General features: G+C 74.7%; 7 protein-coding genes and 1 pseudogene. 5 read left to right on the forward strand and 3 right to left on the reverse strand.

Features of this window, described 5'->3' with window-relative positions; all coding sequences use genetic code 11:
• Nucleotides 1–9: 9 nt before the first annotated feature.
• The 3 genes from BBH68_RS19375 to moeZ all read left to right on the forward strand — a co-directional run bounded on the left by BBH68_RS19375 (nt 10) and on the right by moeZ (nt 3,746).
• Nucleotides 10–1,446, forward strand: coding sequence for a hypothetical protein (locus BBH68_RS19375; protein WP_065964166.1), 1,437 nt, complete (start codon nt 10–12; stop codon nt 1,444–1,446).
• Nucleotides 1,443–2,414, forward strand: coding sequence for an SDR family oxidoreductase (locus BBH68_RS19380; RefSeq protein ID WP_065964168.1), 972 nt, complete (start codon nt 1,443–1,445; stop codon nt 2,412–2,414). The genes BBH68_RS19375 and BBH68_RS19380 overlap by 4 nt, the downstream gene beginning before the upstream one ends.
• A gap of 153 nt (nt 2,415–2,567) precedes the next feature.
• Nucleotides 2,568–3,746 carry an adenylyltransferase/sulfurtransferase MoeZ gene (moeZ, locus tag BBH68_RS19385; RefSeq protein WP_065964170.1) on the forward strand — a complete coding sequence of 393 codons (1,179 nt, stop codon included), beginning with the start codon at nt 2,568–2,570 and terminating at the stop codon, nt 3,744–3,746.
• A gap of 100 nt (nt 3,747–3,846) precedes the next feature.
• Here moeZ and BBH68_RS19390 read toward each other — a convergent pair whose 3' ends face one another.
• From BBH68_RS19390 to BBH68_RS19400, 3 genes are all read right to left on the reverse strand, one after another.
• The gene (locus BBH68_RS19390; protein ID WP_065964172.1) at nt 3,847–5,472 is read right to left on the reverse strand and encodes an alpha/beta hydrolase; all 1,626 of its coding nucleotides are present in this window, start codon (nt 5,470–5,472) and stop codon (nt 3,847–3,849) included.
• Nucleotides 5,473–5,593: 121 nt separating this feature from the next.
• On the reverse strand, nt 5,594–7,099 hold the full coding sequence (locus tag BBH68_RS19395; RefSeq protein ID WP_065964174.1) for an alpha/beta hydrolase: 1,506 nt from the start codon (nt 7,097–7,099) through the stop codon (nt 5,594–5,596).
• A 238-nt stretch (nt 7,100–7,337) separates the two neighbouring features.
• Entirely contained in the window at nt 7,338–10,319 is a 2,982-nt protein-coding gene (locus tag BBH68_RS19400; protein WP_065964176.1) for a lysylphosphatidylglycerol synthase transmembrane domain-containing protein, read from the reverse strand.
• A gap of 185 nt (nt 10,320–10,504) precedes the next feature.
• Here BBH68_RS19400 and BBH68_RS19405 point away from each other — a divergent pair, with 185 nt between their 5' ends.
• Both BBH68_RS19405 and BBH68_RS44510 read left to right on the forward strand, forming a co-directional pair.
• Nucleotides 10,505–10,933 (forward strand): MGMT family protein, encoded by a 429-nt coding sequence (locus BBH68_RS19405; RefSeq protein ID WP_065964178.1) that lies wholly within the window; start codon nt 10,505–10,507, stop codon nt 10,931–10,933.
• Nucleotides 10,934–11,302: 369 nt separating this feature from the next.
• Nucleotides 11,303–14,747: pseudogene (locus BBH68_RS44510) on the forward strand (ATP-dependent helicase).
• The last annotated feature ends 30 nt before the right edge of the window (nt 14,748–14,777 follow it).

A 14,777-nucleotide genomic window follows, 5' to 3' on the forward strand; every position in this document is an offset into this window, starting at 1 on the left:
CCGTCCCGCGTGCTCGTCGCCGGGCCGTCGGAGGAGGTCGCCGAGCCGTCGGAGGAGGTCGCCGGGCCGTCGGAGGAGGTCGCCGGGCCCTCGGAGGAGGGGAACGCGGCCGAGAGGGACCCGGCCGGGGCGCGGCCGGAGGGGAAGCCGCAGCCGCGGGCCGCCGGTGCGGTGTTCGTGGGACGGGGGTCCGCGGACCCGGTGCGGGTGTTGCTGCACCGTCACCGCGACCTGTGCGCCCGCGCGGTCGATCCGCTGGAGATCGCGGCCGGGCTCGAGGCCCAGGGCATGACGGACCGTACCGCCGCCCGCTTCCGGCACCGTGACGTCTTCGCGCTCGCCGAGGAGCTGTACGCGCGGGTCCCCCGCGAGAGCGGCGGCCCGCCCGCCCCGCCGACCGACACGCAGACCGATCCGCCGGCCGGGCCGCCGCGCGGGCGCCTGGGCGGCCGGCTGGCGCTGGGCGCGCTGCACCTGGTGCCCGGGGCGCTGTGCGCGGCGACCGCCGTCGGGCTCGCCAGGGCGGGGGCCGCGGCGCCCGGGGCGCGGGTCGCCGCCGGGGCGGGGGGCGCCGTGCTGGTGGCCGCCGCGCTGTGGCTGTGCCTGGCCCGTGGGCCGCTGAAGGCGCGGGGCGGCGGGGTCGCCGCGCGGCTGACCGGGGTGTGCCGGGTCGGCTGGCTCGTCGCGTTCGCCCTCGGCGGTGACTGGCTGCTCGCCGGGGTGCGGACCGGCGTATGGCGGCCGTTCGGCGCCGAGGCCGCCGCCGGGGCCGCGGTCGTACTGGCGCTCGCGCTCGCGCCGGCCGCCTGGTGCGCGCGGTGGTTCGCCCGGCGGGCGCGCCGCAGGCTGGCGGGCAGCCGGGGGCTGGCGGAGTTCGCGGCGGGTGTGCGGCCGCTGCTCGCCGGCACGGTGGCGCTGTTCCTGTGCGCCCTGCCGCCGCTGGTGTCCGGGGTGCGGCTCGCCCTGCCCGGCCGCCCGCCCGAGCCGGCCCCGAGAACCGCCGCCGGCGCCCTCCCCACGGCCGACGCCGCCGCCGGGGCCGTCGTCGCCCTGTGCGTCGTGCTGTTCGTGGCCCGGCTGCTCGCCGTCCACGGCTACCGCCGGGCCGCCGCGCTCGGCACCGCCGCCGCCTGCCTGGCCGAGGCCGCGGTGGTGTGCGGTACCGCGACCGGCCGGCTGCCGGGAGGCGAGAGGGTCGGCGAGGCCGTGGCGCGGGCGTCGGCCGCCTGCGGGCCCGTCACCGTCCCGGCCGCGGTCTGCGGGGCCACCGCCCTCGCGCTGCTGGCCTACGCGTTCGCCGCGCTCTCCCGCGCCTCGGCCCACGGCCCGGGCACCGACCGCCCCACCGCCTCCGAACCCGCCGCCCCCCTCCGCCCACCACGACAAGGAGCACATGACATGAGCGACGGCATGACCGCCCCCCAGCCCCAGGAGCGTGACCGATGAGGGTCCTGCTGCTCGGCTCCGGGGGATATCTCGGCCGCTACGTCGCCGAACACCTGCTCGCCGACCCCGCCGTCCAGCTCACCGCGCTCGGCCGCGGCGACGACGCCGACGTGCGGTTCGACCTGTCCACCGGCAGCCCCGGCGCGCTGACCCGCTTCCTGAACGCCGTCCACCCCGGGGTGGTGATCAACTGCGCGGGCGCGACCCGCGGCGGGGCGCGCGAGCTGACCCGGCACAACACCGTGGCGGTCGCGACGATCTGCGAGTCGCTGCGGCGCAGCGGCTGCGGCGCCCGCCTGGTCCAGCTCGGCTGTTCCTCCGAGTACGGGCCGTCCCAGCCCGGCTCCTCGACGGCCGAGGACGCCGTGCCGCGCCCCGGCGGCCCGTACGGGGTGAGCAAGCTGGCCGCGACCGAGCTGGTGCTGGGGTCGGGCCTGGACGCGGTGGTGCTGCGGGTGTTCTCCCCGGTCGGGCCCGGCACCCCGGCCGGGTCGCCGCTGGGCCGGCTGGCCGAGGCGATGCGCCGCGCGATGCAGGCGGGCGACGGGGAGCTGAAGCTGAGCGGCCTGGGCGTGCAGCGCGACTTCGTGGACGTCCGGGACGTGGCGCGGGCGGTCCACGCGGCCTCGCTCTCGGCCGCGCAGGGGGTCGTCAACATCGGCAGCGGCCGCGCCGTACGGCTGCGCGACGCGGCCGCCGTGCTGGCCCGGGTGGCCGGTTTCGGCGGCACGCTGCACGAGGTGGACACCCCGCCGGGGCGCGGGCCGCACCACGCGGTGGTGCCGGGCCCGGCCGGGCCGCCGGTCGAGCACGTGGCCGGCGCCGCCGGGTATCCGTATCCGGACGGCTGCGGCAGCTGGCAGCAGGCGGATGTGCGGACCGCCCGGGACCGGCTCGGCTGGCGCTCCAGGATCGCGCTGGAGGAGTCGCTGGCCGACATCTGGATGGAGGCGGCGTGCCGTATCTGAGGAGCGGGCCGGCGGCGGGGCCGGGGGCCGGGGGCGCTGCCCGGGTGATGGGACGGTTCTGTCTCGCTGGCCGGACCGCCCGTCTCGGAATGAGATGGGCCATGGCAGTGTTACCAGGAGAAGAACCCTGCTCCCACCCACTACGGAGTCCCCGTGTCGCTGCCACCCCTGGTCGAGCCGGCCGCCGAGCTCACCGTCGACGAGGTCCGCAGGTATTCACGCCATCTGATCATCCCTGATGTGGGGATGGACGGCCAGAAGCGGCTGAAGAACGCCAAGGTGCTGTGCGTCGGCGCGGGCGGTCTCGGCTCGCCCGCGCTGATGTACCTCGCCGCGGCCGGTGTCGGCACCCTCGGCATCGTCGAGTTCGACGAGGTCGACGAGTCCAACCTGCAGCGCCAGATCATCCACAGCCAGTCGGACGTCGGCCGCTCCAAGGCGGAGTCCGCCCGCGACTCGGTGCTCGGCATCAACCCGTATGTCAACGTCGTGCTGCACGAGGAGCGCCTCGAAGCGGACAACGTGATGGAGATCTTCTCCCAGTACGACCTGATCGTGGACGGCACGGACAACTTCGCCACCCGCTATCTGGTCAACGACGCGTGCGTGCTGCTGAACAAGCCGTACGTGTGGGGGTCGATCTACCGCTTCGACGGCCAGGCCTCGGTCTTCTGGTCGGAGCACGGTCCCTGCTACCGCTGCCTGTACCCGGAGCCCCCGCCGCCCGGCATGGTCCCCTCCTGCGCCGAGGGCGGCGTGCTCGGCGTGCTGTGCGCCTCCATCGGGTCGATCCAGGTCACCGAGGCCATCAAGGTGCTCACCGGCACCGGCGAGCCGCTGGTCGGCCGCCTGATGATCTACGACGCCCTGGAGATGACCTACCGCCAGGTCAAGGTCCGCAAGGACCCCGACTGCGCGGTCTGCGGCGAGAACCCCACCGTCACCGAGCTGATCGACTACGAGGCCTTCTGCGGCGTCGTGTCGGAGGAGGCCCAGGAGGCGGCGGCCGGTTCGACGATCACTCCCAAGCAGCTCAAGGAGTGGATCGACGACGGCGAGAACATCGACATCATCGATGTCCGCGAGCCCAACGAGTACGAGATCGTCTCGATCCCGGGCGCCCGGCTGATCCCGAAGAACGAGTTCCTGATGGGCACCGCCCTCCAGGACCTTCCGCAGGACAAGAAGATCGTCTTGCATTGCAAGACGGGTGTCCGGTCCGCGGAAGTCCTCGCCGTCCTGAAGTCCGCGGGCTTCGCGGACGCGGTCCACGTGGGCGGCGGTGTCATCGGCTGGGTCAACCAGATCGAGCCGGAGAAGCCCGTCTACTGACGCGTTCCCCGGCGCTGACGCGGGAGCGTCGAGGGCCCCGGGACCGTTCCTCCGATCGGAGCGGTCCCGGGGCCCTCGCGCTATGCCGGGCGGGGGAGGGTTACGAGCAGACCTTGCCGTCCGCCGGCACCTTCCCCCTCAGCAGGTAGTCGTCCACGGTCTTCGTGGTGCAGTCGTTGCCGCCGTTGTACGCGCCGTGGCCCTCACCCTTGTTGGTGAGCTCCACCCCGACGCTCTTGCCCAGCGCCTTGACCATCTTCCGGGCGCCCTCGTACGGCGTGGCCGGGTCACCGGTGTTGCCCACGACCAGGATCGGCGCCGAGCCGGGGGCGCTGACCTCGGGGTGGTCGGTCCTGCCCGCCACCGGCCAGTCGGTGCACGCGAGCATGCCCCAGGCCAGGAACTCGCCGAAGACGGGGGACGCCTTGCGGTACTCGGGCAACTTCGCCTTCACGTCGGCGACCGTGTAGCGCTGCTTGTCGTCCACACAGTTGATCGCGACGCTGGCGGGTCCCTGGTTGCTGTAGTGGCCGTTCCGGTCGCGGCCGGACAAGGAGTCCGCCAGCAGGAGCAGCAGATTGCCGCGCCCCGCGTGCAGGGCCTCCGTCAGCCCCATCGTCAGGTACTGCCAGGTGTCCTTGCTGTACAGCGCGGCGGCGATGCCGCTGACGGCCTGGTCCTGGGTGAGTTCGCGGCCGCTCTTGGTGGGCAGCGGCTGCTTGTCGAGCTTCTTCAGCAGCGAGACGATCTTCTGTTCGGCCTTGTCGGGGTCGCTGCCGAGCGGGCAGGTCAGCGCGTTCGCGGTGCAGTCCTTGAGGTAGTTGTCGAGGGCGAGCTGGAAGCCCTTCGCCTGGCCGAGGTTGCCCCGCTCCGGGTCCTCGGTCGGGTCGACGACGGCGTCGAGCACGACGCGCCCCACGTTCTTGGGGTACAGGTGGGCGTAGACGCCGCCCAGTTCGGTGCCGTACGAGATGCCGAAGTAGTACAGCTTCTTGTCGCCGAGGACGCCGCGCATGAGATCCATGTCACGGGCGGCGCTGACGGTGTCCACGTGCGGGAGCACCTTGCCGGAGTTCTTCTCGCAGGCGGCGACGAAGTTCTTCTGGTCCGCCGTCGCGGCCGCGAGCTCGGCGGCGTCGTCGGGCGAGCCGTCCACGGAGTCGGACGCGTCGAGTTCCTTGTCGCTCTGGCACTTCACGCCCGCGCTCTCGCCGACCCCGCGCGGATCGAAGCTCACCAGGTCGTAGCGGGCGCGCAGCCGCTGGTAGTCCGAGCCGAAGGCGGGGAGGGTGGACACGCCGGAGCCGCCCGGGCCGCCGAAGTTGAAGATGAGCGAGCCGATCCGCTTGCTGGGCTCGGTGGCCTTGGAGCGGATCAGGGCGAGGTCGATCGTCTCGCCGTCCGGCTTGGCGTAGTCCAGCGGGACGCGCATCGTCGTGCACTGCCACGCGCTGCCCGGGGCCTTGCCGTCGCCGCCCTGCAGCGTGCTGGGCGCCGGGCAGGACTTCCAGCTCAGCTTCTGCCCGGTGAGCGAGCCGGGCAGGCCGGAGTCCGACGGCGCGCCGGAGTCCGACGGCGCGCCGGGGGCCGACGAGGAGGGGGACTCCTTGCCCTTGCCCTCCGAGCCGCCGTTGTCGTCGTTACAACCGGCGACGCCGGTGAGTGCGACCACGACGGCCGCGGAGACCAGCGCCCTGGCTCGTTTGGTGCGTATGGAGCTCGACATAGCCGGTGATCCTAAGTGCACGCTATGAGCGGGAACGTTCAGGACTCTTCTCAGTTCGGTCACAAATGTCGCAACGTGGACGGTGGGTTTCGTGCGGGAGGCTCCCCCTGGTCGCGGTTCGCTAGCCGCAGACCTTGCCCGACGCGGGCACCTTGCCCCGTAGCAGGTAGTCGTTGACCGTACGGCGCACACAGGCGTCCCCGCTGTCGTACGCGCCGTGCCCCTCGCCCTTGTACGTCAGCTCCACCCCGACGCCCGGGCCCAGCTCCTGCGCCATCTTCCGGGCGCCCGCGTACGGGGTGGCCGGGTCGCCGGTGTTGCCGACGACCAGGATCGGCGCGGCGCCCGGCGCGCTGACGTCCGGGGTGCGCCAGGCGCCGCCCACCGGCCAGTCGGTGCACTGGGTGAGGCTCCAGGCCAGCATGTCGCCGAAGACCGGGGACGCCTTGCGGAACTCGGGCAGCTTCTTCTCGATGTCGGGGACCGTGTAGCGCTGCTTGAAGTCGGCGCACGTGATGGCGGTGAGGGAGGCCTGGAGCGTGCTGTAGCGGCCGTCCGGGGCGCGGCCGTTCATGGCGTCGCCGAGGGCCAGGAGGATCTTCCCGTCGCCCTGTTGGGCGTCCGAGACGCCCTGGGTGAGGTACTGCCAGAAGTCCCGCGAGTACAGGGACTGCGCGATGCCCCCGCCGGCCAGCGACTCGGTCAGCCGGCGCGCGCCGATGCCGGGCAGCGGGCGCCGGTCGAGCTTCTTCAGCAGCGCGCGGATCTCCGCCTGGGTGGGGCAGCTGTAGCCGTTGCCGCCGCCGCACGCCTTCATGTAGTCGCCCAGCGCCAGCTGAAAGCCCTTCGCCTGGGCGAGGGCGCCCTGCTCCGGGTCCTGTGCCGGGTCGACGACGCCGTCGAAGAGCGCCCGTCCAACCTTCTGGGGGAACAGATGGGCGTAGACGCCGCCGAGTTCGGTGCCGTAGGAGACGCCGAAGTAGTGGAGCTTGTCGTCGCCGAGGACGCCGCGCATCAGATCCATGTCGCGGGCGGCGTTGGCGGTGCCGACATAGGGAAGTACCTTTCCGGAGTTCTTCTCACAGGCGGCGGCGTACTGCTTGACGCGGCCCACCAGGGCCTTCACTTCGGCGCTGTCGTCCGGGGTCGAGTCGGCCGCGTAGTAGGCGTCGAGCTGCTTGTCGCCCAGGCAGCGCACCCCGCTGCTGCGGCCGACCCCGCGCGGGTCGAAGCTGACCAGGTCGTAGCGGGTGCGCAGCTCCTTATAGCTGGCCGCGAGGGCGGGCAGGGTCGCCACGCCCGAGCCGCCGGGGCCGCCGAAGTTGAAGATGAGCGAGCCGATGCGGTGGCGCCGGTCGGTGGCCTTGGCGCGGATCATGGCGATGCCGAGGGTCTCCCCGTGCGGCCGGCGGTAGTCCAGCGGGACGTGGAGCGTCGCGCACTCCCACTGCTTGCCGGGGGCCGTGGTGGCCCCGTCCTGGCTGGCGTCGGGGGCGGGGCAGGCGGACCACTTCAGCTTCTGGTGGGCCGAGGTGTCCGGCCGCCCGCCGCCCCCGCCGCAGCCCACGGCGGCGGCCAGCAGCAGGGCGACGGCGGCCGACGCACCGGCGCGTACGGGTCGGGACACGGCGGCTCTCCGGGAGGTGGGGGCGTACTGCCATCCTGCGGGGCGCGCGGTCCCGGCGCGCGCGGTGCGGGCGTACGGGTGAGGCGAGCGCCAGGGCGTACGAAGGCGGACCGCGGGCGTACGAAGGTGAGCTCCGGGCGTACGGGTGAGGCGAGCGCCAGGGCGTACGAAGGCGGACCGCGGGCGTACGAAGGTGAGCTCCGGGCGTACGGGTGAGGCGAGCGCCTTACGGGCGCCCCTAAAGGGCCTCTTTGCGGGTGAGGTGGGTGAAGGCCAGCCAGCCCGGCAGCACCGGCAGCCAGAAGACCATCAGCCGGAAGAGGAGCACCGCGGGCGCCGCCGTCTCGTACGGCAGCCCGGCCAGCGTCAGACCCGCGATCAGCGCCGCCTCGACGGCTCCCACACCGCCGGGGGTGGGCGCCGCGGACCCCAGGGCGTTGCCCGCGAGGAAGACCACCGCGATGCTCGCGTAGCTCATGTCGCCGCCGAACGCCCGGATCGAGGAGTCGAGGCACAGCACGTTGGCGCCGGTCAGCAGCAGCATGCCGCCGATTCCGGCGAGCAGCTTCCTGGGCCGCTGCAACACGTCCAGCATGCGCGGGACGACGCCCGCGAACAGGGACCGCAGACGGGTGGACACGAACTTCCGCAGGGCGGGGATGGCGGCCACCACGAGCGCGAGCACCGCGGCCGTCAGCAGCCCGGCGATCACCGTGCGGGACGGCGAGAGCGTCGGGGTGCGCTCGGTCCCGGTGATGTAGCCGAAGGTCAGCAGCAGCAGGATGTGGCTGGCGAGGCCGAACAGCTGGGAGGCGCCCACGCTGGCCACCGCCAGGCCGGGCCGCACCCCCGCCCGCTGGAGGAAGCGGGCGTTGAGCGCGACCCCGCCGACCGCGGCCGGGGCCACCAGCTTCACGAACGACGCGGCGACCTGCGCCAGCACGGTCCGCCCGAACGGCACCTTCTCCGGCACGAAGCCGAGCAGGCTCAGCGCCGCCGCGACGTACGTCAGCGCCGAGAACAGCAGGGTGGCCACGACCCACAGCCAATTGGCCTCGCCGACCACCGTGCCCAGCTTGATGTGGGTGAACTGGGACAGCAGGAAGTACGCGGCGAAGGCGCCCGCGCAGAAGCTGACCAGGGTGCGCGGCTTGATGCGCTCCAGCCGCACCGGCTCTATCGGCGCCTGCGGCCGGATCAGCAGCACCTGCCGGCGGATCTGGGAGAGCAGGTCCTCCTCGCGGGCGTCCTCCAGGGCCTCGTCCATCGCCCGCTTCTCCGCCTGCTTCTCGGCCTTGAGCGCCTTGCGGTCGACCGCGGCCGCGTCCACCCGGCGCCGGCCGCCCGCCTTCTCCTCGGCCTCGGCCGCCTCCTCGGCGGCCTCTCCGGCCGCCTCGGCCTGCCGCGCCTCCTTCGCGGCGCGCGAGGCCTCCAGCACGGCTTCCCGCTGCCGCTGCGCGCGCTCTCGCGCGAGGGCGCGCAGCGTGGCGCGGGTGCCGCGGTTGAGGGCGAGGGGCTGCAGCAGCGGGAGGCTGTCGGCGACCGCGTCCGGGCCGAGCACCTCGACCGCGGCGGCGACGGACCGCTCCGCCCCGACCCGCAGGCCGAGCGTGGTCAGCAGTTGCGCGACGTCCATCCGCAGCACCACGTCGCCGGCCGCGATCTCGCCGCCGCGCAGATCGGTCAGCACGACCCGGCCGGAGCGGTCCACCAGCAGCGCGTCTCCGTCCAGCCGGCGGTGGGCGATCCGGCGCGACTGGAGCGCCTTGACCTGGCGCCAGGCGCTCGCCAGCAGTTCATCGGTGATCGCCTCGTCGGGCAGCGCGTTGAGCGGGCGGCCGCCGATGTGCTCGTAGACCAGCATCACGGCGTCCGGGCCGAGCTCGGAGGTCGCGATCAGCTTCGGCGCGCGGGCGCCGGCCGCGATGGCCGCGTAGGCCAGCAGCGCCTCCTGCTCCAGGGCCTGGCGCAGCGACTGGAGGCTGCGCGGCGGGGTGATGGTGCGCAGCGTCAGCCGCTGCCAGACGCGGTAGAAGAAGCCCTGGGCCTGCTGCTCGCGGTCCACGACGGTGACGTCCAGGGGCGGGCCGTCCTCGAGGGTGACCAGATAGCGGCGGCCTCTGTCGGACTGGCCGGTGTGGCCGGTGTGGCCGTTATGGCCCAGGTGGCCTTTGGGGCCGGGGTGGCCTTTGTGGCCCAGGTGGCCTTTGTGGCCGGTCCGGTCGGCCCGGGCTCCGGGCTCGCCGTCCGCGGAGTCCTCGTACCGGAGCGCGCTGACCGGCGCGAAGCCGACGTGGCGCAGCCCGGCGAGCAGGTGCTGGCCGGTCGGCCGCACGTTCGGGGAGCCGACGGCGTAGAGCGTGCCGTAGGCCACGGTCCAGCCGATCAGCACCGTGATGATGATCGAGAACGGTGTGGTGTAGCCGCCCACCAGCACCGCGAAGGCGTCGAGCAGCAGGACGAACCACATGGCCACCCGCCAGCGCGGGCGGCGGGCCATGCCGACGGCCGTCATATAGGCGATGACGGGGGCGAGATAGCCGTGGACGGGGTCGCTGAGGGTGCCGCCGGGCGCCGGCTGGGTGAGCGCCTCGCGGATCGATTCGGGGGCGCCGCGGGCCACCCACAGGTCGGTGGCCAGGGACACCCCGTGGGCGAGGACGGCGGCCAGCACGCCGTCCGCGATCCGCAGCCCGTCGCGTTTGATCAGCCGCTCGATGGCGAACGCCATGGGGAGCAGCAGCACCGCCACACCGGCCGCCAGGCCCGCGAAGTCGATCAGCAGCGGGGGCGCCTGGTCGGCGCCGTTGCCGATGTCCTTCTCCAGCCCGGCGGTGGTGCCGTGCGCGAAGGCCGCGATGGCCAGCACGGTGCCGATGCCGAGCATGCCCAGGAGCAGCCGGAGCAGGTCGAGGGGGCGGTGGACGCGGGCGGGCAGCAGCGGCTCGTCGCCGGACACCCGGTCGACGTGCGGCTGGGGGGCGTCGCAGTCGCGGGCCCCGGCGGCCCGGTCGTCGTCCGCGGGCTCAGGGGCTTCCTGCCGCGGGGTCTCGTGCTGCGGACCCTCGTGCTGCTGGGAGTCCTGCTGAGGCTCCTGGGGCGACCTGGGCTGGGACGGCTCGCGCTTCTGGGCGCCGGGCAGCGCTTTGGGGGAGCGGGCCTCCCCTTCCGGAGGCTGCGCACCCTGCTGCTCGGCCTTCTCTTCTTGATCTCGTATCACCAGTCACCGCCCGGAAGATGGTGGCATGCCCGGGCTGGGGAGGTGGGCATCAGGGTGCATTTCGGGGACGTGAAATTCGGATCGTACGTCGTGTACGGGTGCCGTGCACGCTCGGTGAGCGGATCGGGGGACGGCCTTGTGGATCGCCGGCCGGGCTGTCGGAGGGGTGCGGCAGGATGGGCGGGATGAGCCGGATTCCCGATCAGAGCGGTGCGCGTCCCGAGGGCGAGCGGCCGGGCGCCGTGGACCAGCTGCCCGAGTACGCGGAGCGAGTGCTGGAGGTCGCCGAGCTGATTCCGCCCGGCCGGGTGATGACCTACGGGGATGTTGCCGAATGGCTGGACGAGGGCGGCCCGCGTCAGGTGGGCCGCGTCATGGCGCTGTACGGGGGCGCGGTGCCCTGGTGGCGGGTGGTGCGCGCGGACGGGGTGCTGCTGCCGGGCCATGAGCTGCGGGCGCTCGACCACTACCGGGAGGAGGGCACGCCGCTGCGCGAGGCGGGGCGGTCGGCCGAGGGCCATCTGCCGCGGCTCGACATGGCCCGGGCCCGGTGGGACGGCCAGGACGGCGGGACCGGCGGGCCAGGCCAGGGCGGCGGGTCCGACGGGGGCTGACCACCGGGGAGCCGGTCCGCCGCACCCCGCGCGGCCGGGCCCGTGCCGAAGGGGGCCGCGCTGAAGGGGCTCATGCCGAAGGGGCTCATGCCGAAGGGGCTCATGCCGAAGGGGCTCATGCCGAGAGGGCCCGTCACGAGCGGGCCCATGCCCAGGCGGCGCGGCGCGCCCGCGGCCGTATCCACAGCCATTCGGGTGACGCCCCGCGTCACATGAGAGGCTGTGCCGCACCCAGCACACCCACCAGGACCGGCGATCCACGTGAGCTCCTCCTCCTCGTCCCTTCCGCGCCAGCGGCAGGCCCGGCAGCCGTTCACCCGGCAGCCGTCCCCGGGCCCGTACCGCCTGGTCCGCACCCGGCCGGACCCGGTGGCCGCTCCTGCCCTGGACGCGCGGCAGCGCGCCGTGGTCGACCACCCGGGCGGTCCGCTGCTGGTGCTCGCGGGACCGGGCACGGGCAAGACCACGACGCTCGTGGAGGCCGTGACCGAGCGGGTGCGGGGCGGTGCGGACCCCGAGCGGATCCTCGTGCTCACCTTCAGCCGCAAGGCGGCGGTCGAGCTGCGCGATCGGATGGCGGCACGCCTGGGGGGCGCCCGCGGCCCGCAGGCCACGACCTTCCACTCATTCTGTTATGCCCTGGTTCGCGCCCACCAGGACATGGACATTTTCGCCGATCCGCTGCGTTTGCTGTCGGGCCCCGAGCAGGACGTCGTGGTCCGTGAGCTGCTCGCCGGAGAGGCGGAGCTGGAGCGGGAGGGTCGCGCCGCGGTCCGCTGGCCGGACGAGCTGCGCGCCTGCCTGACCACCCGCGGCTTCGCCGACGAGGTGCGCGCCGTGCTCGCGCGCAGCCGGGAGCTGGGGCTCGACCCGCGGGCGCTGGGGGACTTCGCGGCGCGGCAGGGGCGGCCGGACTGGCGCGCGGCGGCGGCCTTCCTCGCCGAGTACCTGGACGTGCTGGACGCGCAGGGCGTGCTGGACTACGCGGAGCTGGTCCACCGGGCGGTGCTGCTCGCCGAGCGGCCGGAGGTGGCGGCGGAGCTGGCCGCGCGCTACGACGCCGTCTTCGTCGACGAGTACCAGGACACGGACGTGGCCCAGCTGCGGCTGCTGCGCGCGCTTGCGGGCGACGGCAGGACGCTGGTCGCCTTCGGCGACCCGGACCAGTCGATCTACGCCTTCCGCGGCGCCGACGTGGGCGGCATCCTCGAGTTCCCGCGCGCCTTCCGCCGGCGGGACGGCGCACCGGCGCCGGTCGAGGTCCTCACCACCTCCCGCCGCTCGGGCGCCGCCCTCCTCGCGGCCACCCGCCTGATCACCCATCGGATGCCGCTCACCCGCCTCCCGGCGGCCGCCGTGCGCGCCCACCGGGAGCTGTCGGCCGTCCGCGAGGGCGGGCGCGTGGAGGTGTACACGTACCCGACCGCGGGCTCCGAGCTCGACAACATCGCGGACGTCCTGCGCCGCGCCCATCTGGAGGACGGGGTGCCCTGGCGCGACATGGCCGTCCTGGTGCGCGCCGGCGGCCGCTCGCTCCCCGGCGTGCGCCGCGCGCTGACCTCGGCGGGCGTGCCCGTGGAGGTGGACGGGGACGACATCCCGCTGCGCCACGAGCCCGCCGTGGCGCCCCTCCTGACGGCCCTGCGCGCCGCCGCGACGGCCGCCCTGCGAGCGCCCTCCGGCCGGGAAGCCCCCGGCGCCGGGCCCATCGCCGAGCCCACGGCCGAGCGCCGAGCCCACGGCCGACCCCGCTGCCGAGCCCACGGCCGAGCCCACCGCCGGGCCCACGGCCGACCCCACCGCCGAGCCCGGCGCCGAGACCCCGGCCGGGCCCACCGCCGAGAACACAGACGAGACCTCGGCCGACCCCGCTGCCGCACCCACGGCCGAGCCCGGCGCCGACTCCGCCGCCGAACCGGCTGCCGCCGGCGGTGGGGCCGCCGGGCTCGACGTGGAGACCGCGCTGACCCTGCTCGCCTCGCCCCTCGGGGGCATGGACGCCGCCGATCTGCGGCGGCTCGGCCGGGCGCTGCGCGAGGAGGAGCGGGCGGCGGGGCGGGCCGTGCCGCGCCCCTCCGACGTACTGCTCGCCGAGGCGCTCGCCGAGCCCGAGCGGCTGGTCGCGCACGACCCGGCGTACGCGCGGGGCGCGCAGCGGCTCGGTCTGCTGCTGCGCAAGGCCCGCGAGCTGCTCGCGGGCGGCGGCACCGCCGAGCAGGCGCTGTGGGAGCTGTGGGACGGCACGTCCTGGCCACAGCGGCTGGAGCGGGCCGCCCGGCGCGGCGGGGCCGCCGGGCGCAACGCGGACCGCGACCTGGACGCGGTGTGCGCGCTGTTCGAGACCGCCGCGCGCGCCGAGGAGCGGGTCGGCGGCCGGGGCGCGCTCAACTTCCTCGACGAGATCGACGCGCAGGACATCGCGGCCGACACCCTCTCCCGCCGGGTGGTCAGGCCCGACGCCGTACGGCTGATGACCGCGCACCGCTCCAAGGGCCTGGAGTGGCGGCTGGTCGTGGTGGCGGGGGTGCAGGAGGGGCTGTGGCCGGATCTGCGGCGCCGCGGCTCGCTCCTGGAGGCGGACCGGATCGGCCGGGACGGACTGGCCGAGCCGCTGTCCCCGGGCGCGCTGCTGGCCGAGGAGCGGCGGCTGTTCTACGTCGCGACGACGCGCGCCAAGGAGCGGCTCGTGGTCACCGCCGTCAAGGCCGCGGCCGATGACGGGGACCAGCCCTCCCGCTTCCTGGGCGAGCTGGGCGTCGAGCCGGTGGACGTCACCCAGCGCCCGCGCCGCCCGCTGTCCGTCGCGGCGCTGGTCGCCGAGTTGCGCGCCACCACCGTCGACCCGGCGGCCTCCGAGGAGCTGCGGGACGCCGCCGCCCGCCGCCTGGCCCGGCTCGCCGCGCTGCGCGACGACGAGGGCCAGCCGCTGGTCCCGGCGGCGCATCCGTACCGCTGGTGGGGCCTGTACGAGCCGACCCACAGTGAGGTCCCGCTGCGCGACCGCGACCGCCCCGTGGCGCTGTCCGGAAGCGCCCTGGACCAGCTCGTCAACACCTGCTCGCTGCAGTGGTTCCTGGGCCGGGAGGTGAAGGCCGACACGCCGTCGACGGCCGCCCAGGGCTTCGGCAACGTGGTCCACGTCCTGGCCGACGAGGTGGCCTCCGGACGCACCCCGGCCGACCTCGCGGTCCTCATGGAGCGGCTGGACTCCGTATGGGACGCGCTGTCCTTCGACGCGCCCTGGAAGTCGCGGCAGGAGAAGGAGCACGCGCGGGCGGCGCTCGAGCGCTTCCTGCGCTGGCATGTGATGGAGCGCGGCGGCCGCACCCCGGTGGCCACCGAGCACGCCTTCGACGTCACCTTGGAGGCGGACGCCTACCAGGTGCGGATCCGGGGCAGCATGGACCGGGTCGAGGCCGACGGCGACGGCCGCGCCTATGTCGTCGACTTCAAGACCGGCAAGGGCACCGTGACCCGCGACGCCGTCGCCCACCACCCTCAGCTGGCCGTGTACCAGCTCGCGGTGCGCGAGGGCGCGGTGGACGACCTCTTCCCCGACGGCCGCCCCGAGCCGGGCGGCGCCGAGCTCGTACAGCTGCGCCAGGGCGCCGCCCGCAAGGACGGCGGGGACGCCGTCCCCAAGGTGCAGGCGCAGGAGCCGCTGGAGGGGGACTGGGTGGGCGAGCTGCTGGCCGATGCGGCCGGGCGTGTCCTCGACGAGCGCTTCTCGCCGAGCGCGGGCGCGCACTGCGACCGCTGCTCCTTCCGGGGCGCGTGCAGCGCCCGGGCCGAGGGGCGGCAGGTCGTCGAGTGACGCGGGCCGGGTGAGGTGGCGTTCGCGACA

The organism is Streptomyces sparsogenes (assembly GCF_001704635.1).
GTDB classification, from domain to species: Bacteria; Actinomycetota; Actinomycetes; order Streptomycetales; family Streptomycetaceae; genus Streptomyces; species Streptomyces sparsogenes.